Genomic DNA, 17,097 nt, shown 5'->3' on the forward strand with positions numbered 1-17,097 from the left:
CTGGATACATAACCAGTATGTTGCTATTGAATAAATAGCTTGTCGCGCCCAAGGAATAAGCGCTGGAGGCCTATTTTGTTCATAAAAAACCTGCAGGGGCGGACATGACCGACACGGTCATCCCCATCACCGCCATCAAAGGCCGGGGCACGGCCACGCACCTGGCGCACCGCTTCAGCAGCGAAGACCGGGCCGCGTTCGACGACGGCTGGGGCACGCTCGAAGATGCCGAGCCCCGCCAGCCCCTGGCCACCCAGGTGATCTGGGAAGACGCGCACAGCGCCATCACCCGCAACGACTCGCCCGACATCTATTTCGACTACGGCCTGAACCCCTACCGGGGCTGCGAGCACGGCTGCGTGTATTGCTACGCCCGGCCCACGCACAGCTACCTGAACCTGTCGCCGGGGCTGGACTTTGAAACCAAGATCATCGCCAAGCGCAACCTGGCCGAGGTGCTGGCCCGCGAGCTGGCAGCCCGCAACTACGTGCCGCAGATGCTGGCCCTGGGCACGGTGACCGACGGCTACCAGCCCATCGAGCGCGAACTGCGCCTGACCCGCAGCGCGATTGCCGTGGCCCACCGCTGCCACCACCCGCTGGCGCTGGTCACCAAGGGCAGCGGGGTGGAGCGCGACCTGGACCTGCTAGCCCCCATGGCGGCGCGGAATCTGGCGGCCGTGTACGTGACCATCACCACGCTGGATGCCGCCCTGGCCCGCACGCTGGAGCCACGCGCCGCCGCACCGCACCGCCGCCTGCGCAGCATCCGCGCCCTGGCCGACGCGGGCGTGCCGGTGGGCGTGAGCGTGGGGCCGCAGATTCCGTTCATCAACGACGACATGGAGCAGGTGCTGGCCGCCGCCTATGAGGCCGGTGCCCGCACTGCCTTCTATACCGTGCTGCGCCTGCCCTGGGAGGTAGCTCCGCTGTTTCACCAGTGGCTGCAGCTGCACTACCCGCAGCGCGCCGACCGGGTGATGGCCCGCATCCAGGACATGCGCGGCGGCAAGGACTACAACGCCGACTTCGCCACCCGCATGAAAGGCAGCGGCCTGTGGGCCGACCTGCTGCGCCAGCGCTTCCACAAGTCCTGCGCCAAGCTGGGCCTGAACCGCGAGCGGGTGGTGCTGGATGTGGGGCAGTTCCGCCCCGGGCTGCTGTCGGGGCAGGAGAGCTTGTTTTGAAGCGGTGTATCAGCCCGGCAGGCGCACCACCGCCTCGAACCCGTGGGCCTGCCCCGGCGGGGGCGATGCCAGTTCCAGGCGGCCCTGGTGCCGCGCCACGATGGTGGTGACGATCGACATGCCCAGGCCGTAGCCTGCGGCGTTGGGCGTGTTTTTGACATGCCGGTGGCGCACGCGCTCCAGCATCTCGGGCGGTAGGCCCGGGCCCAGGTCGCGCACGCGCAGGGTGGCGGGTGCCTCTACGGTGATGTGCACGGCGCTGCCATCGCTGTAGCGCAGCGCGTTTTCCACCAGGTTGCGCAGCACGATGGCCAGCGCGTCGAAGTCGCCCCGGGCCTGCACATCCTGCACATGCTCCTGCTCTTGCGGCACGTGCAGGTGCAGCCGGTCCAGCACGCCGGCCTGGGCCCAGAACTCCTGCGCCACCGTGCCCGCCAGGCTGCCCAGGCAGACGGTTGCGTCGCTGAGGGAGGCGGCCGATTCGGCGCGGGACATTTGCAGCAGCTTTTCGGCCCGGCGGTTGAGCTGGTTGAGCGAGTCCAGCGCGCGCGTGGCTTCCAGCCGGGCGGGGGGCTGCAGCGGCAAATCCAGCAGGGCGTGCAGGCGCAGCACGGTGGTGGCCAGGGGGGTGCGCAGCTCGTGCGCGGCATTCGCGGCCAGGGCGCGCTCGGTGTCCAGCGCGTCCGCCAGACGGGCCAGCAGGCGGTTCATGCTGTTGGTAATGGTTTGCAGCTCGGCGGGCAGCGCGGTGCCGGGGATAGCCGCCAGGTTGTGCCCGCTGCGCAGGCCGATCTGGGTGCTGATGTGCTGCAGCGGTGCCAGTTGGCGGCGGATGGTCCACGGGATCCACAGCGCCAGCACCGGCAGCACCGCCACCACCGGCACCAGCAGCCATACGGTGATTTCCCACTGGGCCTCTTTGCGGTGGGCCAGCGTATCGGCCACCTGGATGGCCAGTGCTTGCTCGGGGTGCTGGTAGCTGTAGACGCGCCACTGGGGCAGGGTGGTAAAGCCGTTGCGCTGGCCCGCTACCCAGGGGGTGGCCGGGGCATCTTGCGAGCGCAACAGCACGCGGCCTGCGCTGTCGACCACCTGGTAGGCCAGGTAGTCCTCGGCAAATGCGGTGTCGCCGCGCTGCACTTTGTCGGTGGGGGCGGCGTGGGGTTTTGCCAGCGGCGTGAGTTCGTGCAGCGCCATGCCCAGCAGGCGGTGCCCGCTATCGACCAGTGCGGCATCCATGTTCTCGTTGATTTCCACCTGGGCATACCAGGCGCTGCTGCAGGCCACCACGGTCCAGGCCAGTGCGATGGACCACAGCAGGGAGCGGGTCAGGCGGCGGGTCAGGCTGGGCTGGGCCAGGCTCATGGCGCGGCCTGGGTCAGGCGGTAGCCCAGGCCGCGTATGGTCTGGATGCAGTCGGCCCCCAGTTTGCGGCGCAGGTTGTAGATGAACACCTCCAGGGTGTTGGAGCCGATGTCTTCATTGAAGTCGTACAGCGCGTGCTGCAGCGACTCCTTGCTGTGGATGCGGTCCAGGCGCGATGCCAGCACCCGTAGCAGCGCCCATTCCTTGGCGGTCAACACCACCGGCAGGCCGTGCTGGGTCAGCGACAGGGCGGCCAGGTCGATCTCCAGGCTGCCCAGCTGCACCCGCGACGAGGCGCCGCCGCTTTTGCGCCGCTCGGCCGCCCGCAGCCGGGCCAGCAGCTCGTCGGGGTCAAACGGTTTGACCAGGTAGTCGTCGGCCCCGGCATCCAGGCCCCGGATGCGGTCTGACACCTGGTCGCGGGCGGTCAGCACCACGATCAGGATCTCGGCCGACTTGCGGCGCACCAGCGGGATCAGCGACAGGCCGTCACCGTCGGGCAGGTGCAAATCCAGCAGCACCGCATCCCAGTCGGCCACCGGCAAGGCGGCCCGGGCACTGGCCAGGCTGGCCACGGGGTCTACCGCAAAGCCTTTGCCCCGCAGGTGCGAGGCCACGGCCTCGGCCAGCGCCACATCGTCTTCCACCAGCAAAACCCGCATACCGCTCCCAGGGCAAATCCTGCATTGGGCACGGGCCAGATTAAGGCCCGCTGAAGGGCGCAACTTATCTGCATTCAGGTGCGCTTCATGTTCGCAGGTTGCAATCCATCCACCAGCACACGCTGGCATTTCAACCTTTTGGAAACCACCATGAAAACGATTATTTGCGCTTCTATGCTCCTCGCCCTGTCCGGTGTTGCCATGGCCGGCCCCACCTGCACTGCCCCCAAGGCCACCTGGATGGCCGAGGCCGACTTCAAAAAAGGCCTGGAAGCCCAGGGCTACCAGATCAAGACCTTCAAGGTCAGCAAAGGCCAGTGCTACGAGATCTACGGCTTTGACAAGGCAGGCAAGAAGGTCGAAATCTACTTCGACCCCGTGACCGCTGCGGTGCTGGAAACCAAGTAAGCCGGAGCGTAAGCATGGCACGCCACCCCACCATCCGCTCGGCCCCCGTGTGGGACCGGTTCGTGCGCCTGTTCCACTGGTCGCTGGTCACCGGCATCGTCTTGAACTATGCGGTGCTGGACGACGGCGAAACCCTGCACCAATGGACCGGCTATGCCGTGACTGCGCTGGTGTTGGCACGCATCGTGTGGGGGTTTGTGGGGTCGCGCCATGCCCGGTTTGCCGATTTTGTGCCCACCCCCCAACGCCTGCGCGACCATCTGCGCCAGTTGCGCAGTGGCCAGCACGGCGGTCACCCGGGCCACAACCCGCTGGGTGGTCTGATGATCCTGGCCCTGCTGGGCCTGGTGCTGGCCGTGGGCACCACCGGCTGGATGCAGACCCTGGATGCTTTCTGGGGCGAAGAATGGCTGCAAGACCTGCACGCCACCCTGGCCACCACCCTGGTGTCTTTCGCCGGGCTGCACGCCGTGGCCGCGCTGGTGATGGGGCGGATCGAACGCACCCGCCTGGTGAAGGCCATGTTTACCGGCACCAAGGAGTGGTGGTAAGAGATCAATCGCTATATATCTTATAGCTTGTTGTGCTTATGGAATAAGCGCTGGAGGCACTATTCGTTTGTTTTTTAGGTGCCCGCTAGGCCTCAGCGGGCACGGCTGCGTTCAGCGCCTGGAGCGCGGCTTCAAAGTCGTACTCGGCCATGGCGCTGGCCACGGTGGCGTGGGCATGGCCTAGCGCGGCCTGCAGCAGGCTGCTGTGTTGCTGGAACAGCTCGGAGGCATCGGAATCGTCTTCGGCCAGCAGGCTGCGCAGCTGGGCCAGCACGGGGGCCAGTTGGGCCTGGTCCATGTCGGTCAGCGCGGCGGGGGCGGGCAGGGCGGCCTGCAAGGCGGTGACCAGCGCGGCCAGTTGGTGGCGCACGGGCTCCAGCAGGGCGGCGCTGGGCTGCCCGTCGTGGATGGCGGCTTCCAGCAGCCCGGCGGCGTGCTGCAGATCGCTGGCACCGATGTTGCCCGCCACGCCTTTGAGGGTGTGGGCCAGGCGCTCGGCGGTGGTGCTGTCTGCCGCCTCCAGGGCCTCGGTGATTTGCTGGGTGGCCTGGGCCTGGCCGGTGCTGAACTTGCGCAGCATGCCCAGGTACAGCGACTGCTTGCCCATCACCCGTTTGAGGCCCAGCGCGGTGTCCAGCCCCGCAATGTGGGTGGGAATCTCGGCGGCTTCGGCACTGGGTGCTGGCGTGGCAGGCGGGGGGCGGGGTTCGCCCAGGCTCTTGCCCAGGCCTTCGCGCGGGCGTATCCACTGCGCCAGTGCGCGCCACAGGTCGTCGGGCTCGATGGGCTTGGCGACGAAGCTGTTCATGCCTGCGGCCAGGCAGCGGTCGCGGTCGCTTTGCATGGCGTTGGCGGTCATGGCGACGATGGGCAGCTCGGGGTACAGGCCGGTGGCGCGGATTTCCCGGGTGGCCGTTACGCCGTCCATCACCGGCATCTGCATGTCCATCAGGATCAGGTCGTAGGCGGTCTGGCCGACCATGGCCACGCCGATCAGGCCGTTGTCGGCAACATCCACGGTAAAGCCCGCGTCCTGCAGCAGCTCGGAGGCGACCTGCTGGTTCAGGTCGTTGTCTTCCACCAGCAGGATGTGCGCGCCGCGTACCGGGTCCAGCGCTGCCATGGCCGTGCTGATGCCGGGCGCGCGGGCGCGGCGGTCTTGTGTGCGGGCGTGGCCCAGGGCGTTGACCATGGTGTCGAACAGCAGCGACGCGCCCACGGGTTTGAGCAGCACGTCGGTCACCTGGGCGGCGTGGGCGTTCTGGATGACTTCTTCGCGCCCGTAGGCGGTGACCAGCACGGTGTGCGGCGTGGGTTGCAGCTGCAGCGCGCGCAGATGGTGGATGGCCTCCAGCCCGTCCATGCCGGGCATTTGCCAGTCCATCATCACCACCTCGAACGGGGTGGCGTTGGCGGCCTGGGACTGCACCGCGGCAATCGCCTGGGCCCCGCTGGAGACGGCATGCACCGCAAAGCCCATGTTCTCCAGCATGTGGACCAGCACGGTGGCGGCGGAGTCGTTGTCGTCCACCACCAGCACGCGCCGCCCGCGCAGGCTGCCGCTGCCGGGTAGTTGCGGGCGGGCGCGGCGCTCGCCCAGGCCCAGCTCGGCGGTAAACCAGAAGGTCGAGCCCTCGCCCAGCACGCTTTCCACGCCGACTTCGCCGCCCATCAGCGCGGCCAGGTTCTTGCTGATGGCCAGGCCCAGGCCGGTGCCGCCGTACTGGCGGGTGGTGGAGGTGTCGGCCTGGCTGAAGCTTTGGAACAGGCGGCCAATTTGTTCATCGCTCAGGCCGATGCCGGTGTCGCGCACCGCAAAGCGCAGCACCACGCCGCTATCGCTTTGGGCCTGTAGGCGCACGGTGATGTGGATTTCGCCGCGCTCGGTGAACTTGATGGCGTTGGTGGTGTAGTTGATGAGGATCTGGCCCAGCCGCAGCGGGTCGCCCACCAGTTGCAGGGGCACGCTGGCGGGCAGGTCGCAGACCAGCTCCAGGTTCTTGGCCTGGGCCTTGTCGGCCACCACGTTGACCACATTGGCCAGCACTTCTTCCAGGTCGAAGGCGGTGCGCTCGATTTCCAGCTTGCCGGCTTCGACCTTGGAGAAGTCCAGGATGTCGTTCAGGATGCCCAGCAGGTGCTGGCCCGACTGGCGGATCTTGCTGACGTAGTCGCGCTGGCGCGGGTCCAGGTCGGTCTTCAGGGCCAGGTGGCTCATGCCGATGATGGCGTTCATGGGCGTGCGGATCTCGTGGCTCATATTGGCCAGGAAGTCGCTCTTGGCTTTGCTGGCCAGCTCGGCGGCATCCTTGGCCTGGCGCAGTTCTTCGGCGGCGATGCGCTGCTCGGAGATGTCCTCATACACCCACACCACGCCCTGGTGCAGGTCGTCCACGTCGATGGCCTGGCCGTAGGTGTGGACCCACAGGGCGCTGCCGTCCTTGCGCCGCAGCTCCACGTCGCTGGAGAAGCGGCCGCTCTCGCGCATGGCGGCATTGACCCGGCGGCCCACGGCGGCCAGGTCCTGGGCGCTGAGGAACAGTTCCTTGGTGCCGCGCCCCACCAGGTCGCCTGCCGGGTAGCCAAACATGCTTTCCATGGCGGCGTTGCAGCGTTGGATGGAGTGGCCCACGGCAAACACAATGCCCAGGCTGACGGTTTCAAAGATCACCTGCTGCTCGCGCAGCGCCAGTGCCACCTGCTGCTCGCCCACCAGCTGCTCGGCACGGGTTTGCGCCAGGCTGCGGTGCATGGCGTACAGGGACTGCAGCAGGTGGCCGGTTTCGTTGCCAGGGTGGGCCACGGCACCCACCTGCTTTTCCAGGTCGACGGCCAGTGTGCCCTCGGCCACCTGGCGGGCAATGTCCACGGCCTCCAGCAAGGGCCGGGTGATGGAGCGCGCCACCAGCGCTGCCAGCCCGACCAGAAATAGCGCCAGCGCCACGATGCCGGCGGCCAAGGCGTGCTGGGTCTGGGTCAGCACCTGCAGCCGGCTGTCCAGCTTGCGCTGCAGGGCCTGCAGCGCGGCATTGCTGAAGGCGGTTTGCGAGGCCAGGATGTCGTCCAGCACGGCCATGTCGTCGGCGCTGACCCGTTGCCTCTGGATGCCGCTGGCGATTTCCGGGTACAGCCGGGGGTGGATCTGCTGCCAGTGCACGCGGTTCAGCAAGGGCTGGCTGAGCTCGGCATGCAGCACGGGGTCGTTCTGGGTGGCTTTGTCCAGGGTGTTTTGCAGGCGGTCGAAGTCTTCGTTGATGCCGCTGAGCAGGGTGACGAGTTGGGTGTTTTCTTCGGGGGTGACCTGCTTTTGCGCCTGCAGCAGCAGGATTTTGTCGCGCACCTTGGACAGGGATTCCAGCAGGTCCAGCGATTCGACCAGGGCGGCGCGGCCGAGCAGGTAGGTGGGGGCCTGCGCATCCAGGCTGAAGCCGAAATCGTCCACCAACTGGTAGCGCATCTTCAACAGTTGGCCGATGGCATTGCTGTGGGTGTCATGGACCAGGCTGGGCGCCACATCCGGGGTGTCCAGAATGAGCTGCAGGTAGTTCCATTGGGCGACGGTGTTGTTCCAGAGCAGCTCGATCTGGTTGGTCTTGATGCGGGGCAGCAAGTCTTTGACCTGGGTCATCGCCCGGTCGATCTGCGAGCGGGCCAGCAGCATGGAGACCGGGGTTTCGGTATCGCCAGGGTGCAGCCGCGCGGCCAGCGTGCGGTGCCGTTGCAGCAGGGTGATGGCCTCCAGCACGGTACGCACCGGCTCCAGCCCCTCGTGCTCGCGCTCCAGGGCCCGGATGGCGGTGCTGGATTCACGCACATACAGCCACACCGGCGGGGCCAGCATCAACAGGCCCAATACGCCCAACAGGGCGAACTTGTGCCACAACTGCCAACGGTTCAACCAGGTGCGCATGGTGTTGGGCGGGGGCAGGGTGGGTGGGACATGGCCAACGACAGCATGCTATTTATTCTATAGCTGGTTGCGCTGATGGAGTAGGCGAAAAGCGGACATTTTATTGACGGGCAGGAGCGCGATGGAGGTGCCGCAACGGGGACGGTTTGGCGCATCGCCGCCACCGGGCAGCGTGGAACGGGTGAGAGGGCATGGCACTCCTGCGGACAAGGCATGGTCAAGAATGAACGGGGCGCACTAGAGCTTAGCTGAAAAGACATTCAGTAACTAATCGAATGCGCGAACATGCCGGGACCAGGCCGCTTGCCGGAGGTTCGGAAATTTATAAGAAATAGGCCATTCGCGCTTATTTGGTAAGCACGAGCAGTTATAAAAATAGTAGCAATCGCCGCGCCGGACTTGGTGTGTCCAGGCTCAGCAAGCCAGAGATCAGGCTTATTGCAGCCGCCCCGGAGGCGGTGGCATGGCGGTATCAGGCGGCGGCAGCCAGCCCGTTCTGGAAGTGTTCCAGCATGCGCTGGGTGGCCACCGGCGCGTCATGGGCCTGTAGCGCCTGCATCAGCGCGCGGTGCTCGCGCAGCGACTCCTGGATGCGGCCTGATTTGAGCAGGGAGTTGTGGCGGTTGAGCTTCATCACCTTGCGCAAATCGGCCACCATCTGGTCGCGCCAGCGGTTGTTGGCAATGGCCAGCAGCCGCATATGGAAGCGCTCGTTGATGGCAAAAAACAGCTCGCGGTCGCCAACGGCAGCTTCGAGCTCGGTGTGGATGGCCTGCAGATCGGCCAGTTGCTCGGGCGTGGCGCGCTGGGCCACCACCCCGGCGGCATCGGATTCCAGCAGGCCCAGCAGGTGGTACACGTCGGCCAGGTCGGTCTCGGACACCTCGGTCACATAGGCACCGCGCCGCACCTTCATGGTCACCAGGCCTTCGGTGGACAGCACCTTTAAAGCTTCGCGCAGGGGCGTGCGGCTGATGCCGTATTCCTCGGCCAGCTTGAGCTCGTCGATCCAGCTGCCGGGCTCCAGCGTGCGGTCAAAAATGCGCTGGCGCAGCAGCTCGGCTACTTCTTCGTAGAGTGCGCGGGGGGTCAGGGTAGTCACGGCCATATTCTAAATTCTACGCGACTTAAATAATTCTGAATTTATAATTATGGATGCATTAAACTCTGTTGCATCGCAGCAAAGCCCCGTCCAAAGCATCCGCAAAGCACCCGATATGAGCCACACAGAACCTGAATTCAGCCCCGCCAGCCTGGCGCAATGGGCCAAGTCCGCCGCCAAATCGGCCCCTGGTGGCGACGTGTCGGCGCTGGACTGGCACACGCCGGACGGCATTACCGTCAAGCCGCTGTACACCGCCGAAGACACCGCAGGCCTGCCGCACACTAATAGCTTGCCGGGTTTTGAGCCCTACATCCGTGGCCCGCAGGCCACCATGTACGCAGTGCGCCCCTGGACCATCCGCCAGTACGCGGGCTTCTCCACCGCCGAAGAATCCAACGCCTTTTACCGCAAGGCCCTGGCCGCGGGCGGGCAGGGCGTGAGCGTGGCGTTTGATCTGGCCACCCACCGCGGCTACGACAGCGACCACCCGCGTGTGACCGGCGACGTGGGCAAGGCGGGCGTGGCCATCGACAGCGTGGAGGACATGAAGATCCTGTTCGACCAGATCCCGCTGGACAAGGTGAGCGTGTCCATGACCATGAACGGCGCGGTGCTGCCGGTGCTGGCAGGCTACGTGGTGGCCGCCGAAGAGCAGGGCGTGGCGCAAGACCAGCTCAGCGGCACCATCCAGAACGATGTGCTTAAAGAGTTCATGGTGCGTAACACCTACATCTACCCGCCCGCGCCCAGCATGCGCATCATTGGCGACATCATCGAGTACACGGCGCAGCACATGCCCAAGTTCAACTCGATCTCGATTTCGGGCTACCACATGCAGGAAGCCGGGGCCAACCAGGCGCTGGAGCTGGCCTTCACCCTGGCCGATGGCAAGGAATACGTCAAAACCGCGCTGGGCAAGGGCCTGGACGTGGATGCCTTCGCGGGCCGCCTGAGCTTCTTCTGGGCCGTGGGCATGAACTTCTACCTCGAAGTAGCCAAGATGCGCGCCGCCCGCCTGCTGTGGTGCCGCATCATGAAAGGCTTTGACGCCAAAAGCCCCAAGAGCCTGATGCTGCGCACCCATTGCCAGACCAGCGGCTGGAGCCTGACCGAGCAAGACCCGTACAACAACGTGGTGCGCACCACCATCGAGGCCATGGCCGCGGTGTTTGGCGGCACCCAAAGCCTGCACACCAACAGCTTCGACGAAGCCATTGCCCTGCCCACCGAATTCAGCGCGCGCATCGCCCGCAACACCCAGCTCATCATCCAGGAAGAAACCCACATCACCAGCGTGATCGACCCCTGGGCTGGTAGCTACATGATGGAAAAGCTCACCCAGGACATGGCCGATGCCGCCTGGAAGATCATCGAAGAAGTCGATGCCATGGGCGGCATGGTCAAGGCCGTGGACAGCGGCTGGGCCAAGCTGAAAATCGAAGCCGCCGCTGCCGACAAGCAGGCCCGCATCGACAGTGGCAAGGATGTGATCGTGGGGGTCAATAAGTACAAGCTCAAGACCGAGGACGCGATTGAAACCCGCGACATCGACAACGTGGCGGTGCGCGATGGGCAAATCGCCCGCCTGCAAAATATCAAGCAAAAACGCGACTCCGTGCTGGTGGAACAAGCGCTGGAAGCTATCACTTCTGCAGCAGAATCCGGCGAAGGCAACTTGCTGGCCCTGAGCATCAACGCCATCCGCGCCCGTGCCACCGTGGGCGAGGTCAGCGATGCGCTGGAAAAAGTCTATGGCCGCCACCGCGCCGACACCCAGATGGTCACCGGTGTCTACGCCGCTGCCTACGACAGCGCCGAAGGCTGGGAAGCCCTGAAGGGCGAGATCGCCGCATTTGCCGAACAGCAAGGCCGCCGCCCCCGCGTGATGGTCAGCAAACTCGGCCAGGACGGCCACGACCGCGGTGCCAAGGTGATCGCCACCGCCTACGCCGACCTGGGCTTCGACGTGGACATGGGCCCGCTGTTCCAGACCCCCGAGGAATGCGCCCGCCAGGCGATTGAAAACGACGTGCACGCCGTGGGCGTGAGTACCCTGGCTGCAGGCCACAAAACCCTGGTGCCCGCCATCATTGCCGAGCTCAAGAAGCAGGGCGCGGACGACATCATCGTTTTCGTCGGCGGCGTGATCCCCAGGCAGGACTACGAGATGCTGTACGACGCCGGTGTGAAGGGCATTTACGGGCCGGGCACGCCGATTCCGGCCAGTGCGAAAGATGTGCTGGAGCAGATCAAGAAGGCATTGGCATCCTGAAAGTCATTGGTATATATTATTGATATGTATCAATTCACAAGGAGCCGAGCATGACCGCTTTAATTCTCAGTACCGCCAAAGTCTTCACTACGGGACGTAGCCAGGCTGTGCGCCTGCCCAAAGAATTTCGTTTTGCCACCAGCGAAGTCACCATTGAACGTGTGGGTGACGCGGTGATCATGCGGCCCAAACTCAGCAAAGATGCGTGGTGGGACGAGATGGAGCAAATTTTGGCAGGCTTTGAGGGGATGGAGCCTGTAGAGCGTGACCACGATGGATTGCCCGATGACATTGCGGAATTTAAATAAGAATGGCTGAGCAAACATCCCCCTTGTATTTGTTGGACACCAACATCTGCATCTACGCGATGAACGGGCAAACCAGCGTGCTTCAAAAATTCAAAGCACATGGGAAGGATGCCTTGGCCATATCTTCTTTGGTAATGGCGGAAATGGCCTATGGGGTTGCGAAAAGCCAGCGTATCGCCGAGAACACCGCTGCCTTGAAGCGTTTCCAGGCAAGCTTCAACATCCTGCCGTGGGATGTAACGGCCATGTGGCATTACGGTCAGCATTGCCATCTTTTGAAGTCGACAGGCCGAAAAATCGGTGAAGTTGACCTCTTGCTGGGCTGCCAAGCCTTGGCCCTGGATGCCGTTTTTGTCACCAACAACACCCGCGAATTCGAGCGCATTGAAGGTTTAAAGCTGGAGAACTGGGTGTGAGCCTTGCGCAAATCCTCTCTGGCTCGCCCGCCGTGCAACGCCGCGCCATCGCCAAGTCCATCACCCTGCTCGAATCCACCCGCGCCGACCACCGCGCGCAGGCGGATGAGCTGCTGACGGCGCTATTGCCCCACACCGGGCAATCGTTCCGCCTCGGCATCAGCGGTGTGCCCGGTGTAGGCAAATCCACGTTTATCGAGGTGCTGGGCCTGTATTTGATCGGCCTGGGCCACCGGGTGGCGGTGCTGACCATCGACCCGTCCAGCACGGTGTCGGGCGGCTCCATCCTGGGCGACAAGACGCGCATGGAAATGCTGTCGGTGCACCCCCAGGCCTACATCCGCCCCAGCCCCAGCAGTGGCACGCTGGGGGGCGTGGCCGAGAAGACCCGCGAGGCCATGCTGGTCTGCGAGGCGGCAGGCTATGGCGTGGTGATCGTGGAAACCGTCGGTGTCGGCCAGTCTGAAACGGCGGTGGCGGGCATGACGGACATGTTTGTGTTGATGCAGCTACCCAACGCGGGCGACGACCTGCAGGCCATCAAAAAAGGCGTGATGGAGCTGGCCGACCTGGTGGTCATCAACAAGGCCGACATCGACCCCCTGGCCGCCCAGCGCGCCCAGTTGCAAATCACCGCGGCCATGCAGTTGCTGGGCCTGTTCACCGCCCATGACGATGCGCACTGGCGGCCCCAGGCCCTGCAGCTCAGCGCGCTGGCCGGGCAGGGCATCAACAGCTTCTGGGATGCCGCCCTGCAATTCAAACACCTGCAGACCAGCAACGGCCTGTGGAGCACCCGTCGCCAGCAGCAGTCGCTGGCCTGGATGTGGGAGCGCGTGGATGCGGGCCTGAAGCTCGCCTTTCGCCAGCACCCGCAGGTGCAAGCCCTGTTGCCGCAGATGCTGCAAGAGGTGGTGGCGGGTCGGCTCGCCGCATCGACTGCAGCACGAAATCTGCTGCTAGCCCAATATCCATAAGCACAAGCAGCTATTAATAACGGAGTAAATACCCCATGCAAGACATCCTCGAACAGCTAGAGTCCAAACGCCAGCAAGCCCGCATGGGCGGGGGCCAAAAGCGCATTGACGCGCAGCACAGCAAGGGCAAGCTCACGGCCCGCGAACGCATCGAGCTGCTGCTGGACGAGGGCACGTTTGAAGAATGGGACATGTTTGTCGAGCACCGCTGCACCGACTTCGGCATGGCCGACAACAAGATCCCCGGCGACGGCGTGGTCACGGGCTACGGCATGATCAATGGCCGCCTGGTGTTTGTCTTCAGCCAGGATTTCACTGTGTTTGGCGGCGCGCTCAGCGAAGCCCATGCCGAGAAAATCTGCAAGATCATGGACCAGGCGATGAAGGTGGGCGCACCCGTCATTGGGCTGAACGACTCGGGCGGCGCGCGCATCCAGGAGGGCGTGGCCAGCCTGGGCGGCTATGCCGACGTGTTCCAGAAGAACGTGATGGCCAGCGGCGTGATCCCGCAGATCAGCATGGTGATGGGCCCCTGCGCGGGTGGTGCGGTGTACAGCCCAGCCATGACCGACTTCATCTTCATGGTCAAGGACAGCAGCTACATGTTCGTCACCGGCCCCGAGGTCGTCAAAACCGTGACCCACGAGGAAGTGACTGCCGAGCAGCTGGGCGGGGCCATCACCCACACCACCCAGAGCGGCGTGGCCGACCTGGCGTTTGAAAACGATGTGGAGGCGTTGCTGATGCTGCGCCGCCTGTACAACTACCTGCCGCTGAACAACCGCGAAAAAGCCCCGGTGCGCAAGAGCGGCGACCGCGCCGACCGCATGGACTTCAGCCTGGACACCCTGGTGCCCGATAACCCCAACAAGCCCTACGACATGAAGGAGCTGATTGCCAAGACCGTGGACGATGGCGACTTCTTCGAAATCCAGCCCGAGTACGCCAAAAATATCCTCATCGGCTTTGCCCGCATGGAAGGCCAGACCGTGGGCATCGTGGCCAACCAGCCGCTGGTGCTGGCCGGTTGCCTGGATATCAAGAGCTCGATCAAGGCCGCCCGCTTCATCCGCTTCTGCGATGCCTTCAACATCCCCGTCATCACCTTCGTCGACGTGCCCGGCTTCATGCCCGGCACCAGCCAGGAGTTTGGGGGCATCATCAAGCACGGGGCCAAGCTGCTGTACGCCTATGCCGAGTGCACGGTGCCCAAGGTCACCGTCATTACCCGCAAGGCCTACGGCGGCGCGTATGACGTGATGGCCTCCAAGCACCTGCGCGGTGACGTGAACTTTGCCTGGCCGAATGCCGAGATCGCGGTGATGGGTGCCAAGGGCGCGGTGGAAATTATCTTCCGCGAAGACAAGGGTGATCCGGCCAAGCTGGCGGCCAAAGAGGCGGAGTACAAAGCCCGCTTTGCCAACCCCTTCGTTGCCGGTGCGCGGGGTTTCATCGACGACGTGATCCTGCCGCATGAGACGCGTAAGCGGATTTGCCGGTCGCTGGTGATGCTGGCTAGCAAGAAGGTGGAGAACCCTTGGCGTAAGCACGGGAATATTCCGCTGTGATCTGTATGTCTTTGCGTCGCTGGGTGGGGGGGCGGAGTGGGCTGTCTGAACGCTTTGCTGCGTGTCCCCCGGCCTGCGGCCTCCTCCTTTACCTTCGCAAAACGTCCAGACAGCCCCCTCCGAAACGGGCGTGCGGGGTGCGTTTCGAGAGTCGAAAAGCAAGCTCCTTCGTAGCAACGGGCGTGGTGTGCCTGTCGCAGCGAGGTAAAGGAGGAGGCCGCAGGCCGGGGGACACGAGCGGAGGCAGGTACACCGCGGCCGTTGCGGATTCCGCCCAAATAAATTGAAAAAATAGGACAAGACCATGTTTACCAAAATCCTGATTGCCAACCGCGGTGAAATCGCCTGCCGCGTGATATTGACCGCCCGCAAAATGGGCATCAAAACCGTGGCCGTGTATTCGGATGCCGACAAGGAAGCCCGCCACGTGGCGCTGGCCGACGAGGCCGTGCACATCGGCCCGGCACCCAGCCGCGACAGCTATCTGCAGGCCGACAAGATCATTGCCGCCTGCAAGGCCACCGGCGCGCAGGCAGTGCACCCCGGCTACGGCTTCCTGAGCGAAAACGCCGGGTTTGCCAAGCGGGTGGAAGAAGAGGGCATCATCTTCATCGGCCCCAAGCACTATTCCATCGCCGCCATGGGTGACAAGATCGAGTCCAAGAAGCTGGCCGGTGCCGCAGGTGTGAACTGCATACCCGGTGTCAATGACGCGATTGAAACGCCAGAAAAGGCGGTCGAAATCGCCCAAGGCATCGGCTACCCGGTGATGATCAAGGCCAGCGCGGGCGGCGGCGGCAAGGGCTTGCGGGTAGCGTTCAACGACAAAGAAGCCTTTGAGGGCTTCACCAGCTGCCGTAACGAAGCCCGCAACAGCTTCGGCGACGACCGCGTGTTCATCGAAAAGTTTGTGGAAGAGCCGCGCCACATCGAAATCCAGCTGCTGGGCGACAGCCATGGCAACGTGATTTACCTCAACGAGCGCGAATGCTCCATCCAGCGCCGCCACCAGAAGGTGATCGAAGAAGCGCCGTCGCCCTTCATCACCGATGCCACCCGCAAAGCCATGGGCGAGCAGGCGGTGCAACTGGCCAAGGCCGTCAAGTACCAGAGCGCGGGCACGGTGGAGTTTGTGGTCGGCAAGGACCAGAGCTTTTACTTTCTGGAGATGAACACCCGCCTGCAGGTGGAGCACCCGGTCACCGAATGCATCACCGGGCTGGACCTGGTGGAGCTGATGATCCGCGTGGCCGCAGGCGAAAAGCTGCCGCTGACGCAGGCCGAAGTGAAGCGTGAAGGCTGGGCCATTGAGTGCCGCATCAACGCCGAGGACCCGTTCCGCAACTTCCTGCCCTCCACCGGCCGCCTGGTGCGCTTCCAGCCACCCAAGGAGTCCATGTTTGCCTCCAACACCGACCACTGGCAGGGCGTGCGGGTGGACACCGGCGTGCAGGACGGCGGCGAGATCCCCATGTTCTACGACTCGATGATTGCCAAGCTGATCGTGCACGGCAAGGACCGGCTGGACGCGATTGCCAAAATGCGCGAGGCGCTGAACGGCTTTGTGATCCGCGGCGTGAGCAGCAACATCCCGTTCCAGTCGGCACTGCTGGCGCACCCCAAGTTTGTGGCGGGCGACTTCAATACCGGCTTCATCGCCGAAAACTATGCCTCCGGCTTCCACGCCGAAGACGTGCTGCACGACGACCCCGACTTCCTGGTGGCGCTGGCCGCCTATGTGCACCGCCGCTACCTGCAGCGGGCCAGCGGCATCAGCGGCCAGGTGGCAGGGCACGAGTTTGAAGTGGGCGAGGCCTTCACCGTGGTGTCTTTGGGCGCGGGCGGCAAAGCCGTGCAAACCCCGGTCACGGTGGTTGATTTTCAAGAAAAAACAGGCTCTAGCGCTGTATCTATCGGCGCAAGAAGCTATCAATTTTGTAGTAATGCGCGTCTGGGTGTGGTGCGTATCCACGGCACCTGCAACGGCACGGCGTTCACTGCCCAGGTGGAGCGCGGCGGCACCGGTGGGGCCAGCAAGAACCCGCTGGCGCTGCGCATTGCCCATAACGGCCGCCAGCTCGATGCCCTGGTGCTGACCCCCCGCGCCGCCGAGCTCTACACCCTGATGCCGTTCAAGGCGGCGCCCGACATGAGCCGCTTTGTGCTGTCGCCCATGCCCGGTTTGCTGGTCGATGTGGCGGTGGTGGCGGGGCAAAAAGTGCAGGCTGGGGAGCGCGTGGCGGTAATCGAGGCCATGAAGATGGAAAATGTGCTGTTCGCCATCAACGATGGCGTCGTGGATGCCGTGTTGGCCACCAAGGGAGAATCGCTCTCTGTAGACCAGCCCATTATTCGATTTGTATAAGAA

Annotated in this window: 13 protein-coding genes; 9 read left to right on the forward strand and 4 right to left on the reverse strand. The window is 64.3% G+C overall.

Going from position 1 to position 17,097, the window contains the following annotated elements; translation table 11 throughout:
- Positions 1-104: 104 nt before the first annotated feature.
- Positions 105-1,187 (forward strand): PA0069 family radical SAM protein, encoded by a 1,083-nt coding sequence (locus tag AC097O_RS08965; RefSeq protein ID WP_479592458.1) that lies wholly within the window; start codon positions 105-107, stop codon positions 1,185-1,187.
- A gap of 9 nt (positions 1,188-1,196) precedes the next feature.
- Here AC097O_RS08965 and AC097O_RS08970 read toward each other — a convergent pair whose 3' ends face one another.
- Positions 1,197-2,552, reverse strand: coding sequence for a sensor histidine kinase (locus tag AC097O_RS08970; protein ID WP_479592459.1), 1,356 nt, complete (start codon positions 2,550-2,552; stop codon positions 1,197-1,199).
- Entirely contained in the window at positions 2,549-3,214 is a 666-nt protein-coding gene (locus AC097O_RS08975) for a response regulator (protein ID WP_479592460.1), read from the reverse strand. Before AC097O_RS08975 ends, AC097O_RS08970 begins: the two co-directional genes overlap by 4 nt.
- Before the next feature lie 150 nt (positions 3,215-3,364).
- Here AC097O_RS08975 and AC097O_RS08980 point away from each other — a divergent pair, with 150 nt between their 5' ends.
- Together AC097O_RS08980 and AC097O_RS08985 are read left to right on the forward strand one after the other, a co-directional pair.
- Positions 3,365-3,622: a PepSY domain-containing protein gene (locus AC097O_RS08980; protein WP_479592461.1), complete on the forward strand. Its 258-nt coding sequence runs from the start codon at positions 3,365-3,367 to the stop codon at positions 3,620-3,622.
- A gap of 14 nt (positions 3,623-3,636) precedes the next feature.
- Positions 3,637-4,173 carry a cytochrome b/b6 domain-containing protein gene (locus AC097O_RS08985; RefSeq protein WP_479592462.1) on the forward strand — a complete coding sequence of 179 codons (537 nt, stop codon included), beginning with the start codon at positions 3,637-3,639 and terminating at the stop codon, positions 4,171-4,173.
- 85 nt (positions 4,174-4,258) lie between these two features.
- On the opposite strand, the gene AC097O_RS08990 is transcribed toward AC097O_RS08985, so the two are convergent.
- Both AC097O_RS08990 and AC097O_RS08995 read right to left on the reverse strand, forming a co-directional pair.
- Positions 4,259-8,083: a hybrid sensor histidine kinase/response regulator gene (locus tag AC097O_RS08990; protein ID WP_479592463.1), complete on the reverse strand. Its 3,825-nt coding sequence runs from the start codon at positions 8,081-8,083 to the stop codon at positions 4,259-4,261.
- Between the two features lie 472 nt (positions 8,084-8,555).
- Complete coding sequence (locus AC097O_RS08995; RefSeq protein ID WP_479592464.1) at positions 8,556-9,191, reverse strand: GntR family transcriptional regulator; 636 nt, start codon at positions 9,189-9,191, stop codon at positions 8,556-8,558.
- Between the two features lie 109 nt (positions 9,192-9,300).
- Between AC097O_RS08995 and scpA the strand changes: the two genes are divergently transcribed.
- From scpA to AC097O_RS09025, 6 genes are all read left to right on the forward strand, one after another.
- A complete protein-coding gene (gene scpA, locus AC097O_RS09000; protein ID WP_479592465.1) occupies positions 9,301-11,460 on the forward strand; it encodes a methylmalonyl-CoA mutase in 2,160 nt (719 codons plus the stop codon).
- A 50-nt stretch (positions 11,461-11,510) separates the two neighbouring features.
- On the forward strand, positions 11,511-11,768 hold the full coding sequence (locus tag AC097O_RS09005; protein WP_479592466.1) for an antitoxin: 258 nt from the start codon (positions 11,511-11,513) through the stop codon (positions 11,766-11,768).
- A 32-nt stretch (positions 11,769-11,800) separates the two neighbouring features.
- Entirely contained in the window at positions 11,801-12,184 is a 384-nt protein-coding gene (gene vapC, locus AC097O_RS09010; RefSeq protein WP_479592467.1) for a type II toxin-antitoxin system tRNA(fMet)-specific endonuclease VapC, read from the forward strand.
- Entirely contained in the window at positions 12,181-13,161 is a 981-nt protein-coding gene (gene meaB / locus AC097O_RS09015; protein WP_479592468.1) for a methylmalonyl Co-A mutase-associated GTPase MeaB, read from the forward strand. The genes vapC and meaB overlap by 4 nt, the downstream gene beginning before the upstream one ends.
- Before the next feature lie 35 nt (positions 13,162-13,196).
- Entirely contained in the window at positions 13,197-14,729 is a 1,533-nt protein-coding gene (locus AC097O_RS09020) for an acyl-CoA carboxylase subunit beta (protein ID WP_315183676.1), read from the forward strand.
- A gap of 304 nt (positions 14,730-15,033) precedes the next feature.
- Positions 15,034-17,094 carry an acetyl-CoA carboxylase biotin carboxylase subunit gene (locus AC097O_RS09025; RefSeq protein WP_479592469.1) on the forward strand — a complete coding sequence of 687 codons (2,061 nt, stop codon included), beginning with the start codon at positions 15,034-15,036 and terminating at the stop codon, positions 17,092-17,094.
- The last annotated feature ends 3 nt before the right edge of the window (positions 17,095-17,097 follow it).

It is taken from the genome of Rhodoferax sp. LS1P39 (assembly GCF_056521425.1).

Coding starts and splice junctions, on each gene's coding strand:
- AC097O_RS08965 (WP_479592458.1), top strand. CDS start 105: ATGACCGACACGGTCATCCCCATCACCGCCATCAAAGGCCGGGGCACG.
- AC097O_RS08970 (WP_479592459.1), bottom strand. CDS start 2,552: ATGAGCCTGGCCCAGCCCAGCCTGACCCGCCGCCTGACCCGCTCCCTG.
- AC097O_RS08975 (WP_479592460.1), bottom strand. CDS start 3,214: ATGCGGGTTTTGCTGGTGGAAGACGATGTGGCGCTGGCCGAGGCCGTG.
- AC097O_RS08980 (WP_479592461.1), top strand. CDS start 3,365: ATGAAAACGATTATTTGCGCTTCTATGCTCCTCGCCCTGTCCGGTGTT.
- AC097O_RS08985 (WP_479592462.1), top strand. CDS start 3,637: ATGGCACGCCACCCCACCATCCGCTCGGCCCCCGTGTGGGACCGGTTC.
- AC097O_RS08990 (WP_479592463.1), bottom strand. CDS start 8,083: ATGCGCACCTGGTTGAACCGTTGGCAGTTGTGGCACAAGTTCGCCCTG.
- AC097O_RS08995 (WP_479592464.1), bottom strand. CDS start 9,191: ATGGCCGTGACTACCCTGACCCCCCGCGCACTCTACGAAGAAGTAGCC.
- scpA (WP_479592465.1), top strand. CDS start 9,301: ATGAGCCACACAGAACCTGAATTCAGCCCCGCCAGCCTGGCGCAATGG.
- AC097O_RS09005 (WP_479592466.1), top strand. CDS start 11,511: ATGACCGCTTTAATTCTCAGTACCGCCAAAGTCTTCACTACGGGACGT.
- AC097O_RS09020 (WP_315183676.1), top strand. CDS start 13,197: ATGCAAGACATCCTCGAACAGCTAGAGTCCAAACGCCAGCAAGCCCGC.
- AC097O_RS09025 (WP_479592469.1), top strand. CDS start 15,034: ATGTTTACCAAAATCCTGATTGCCAACCGCGGTGAAATCGCCTGCCGC.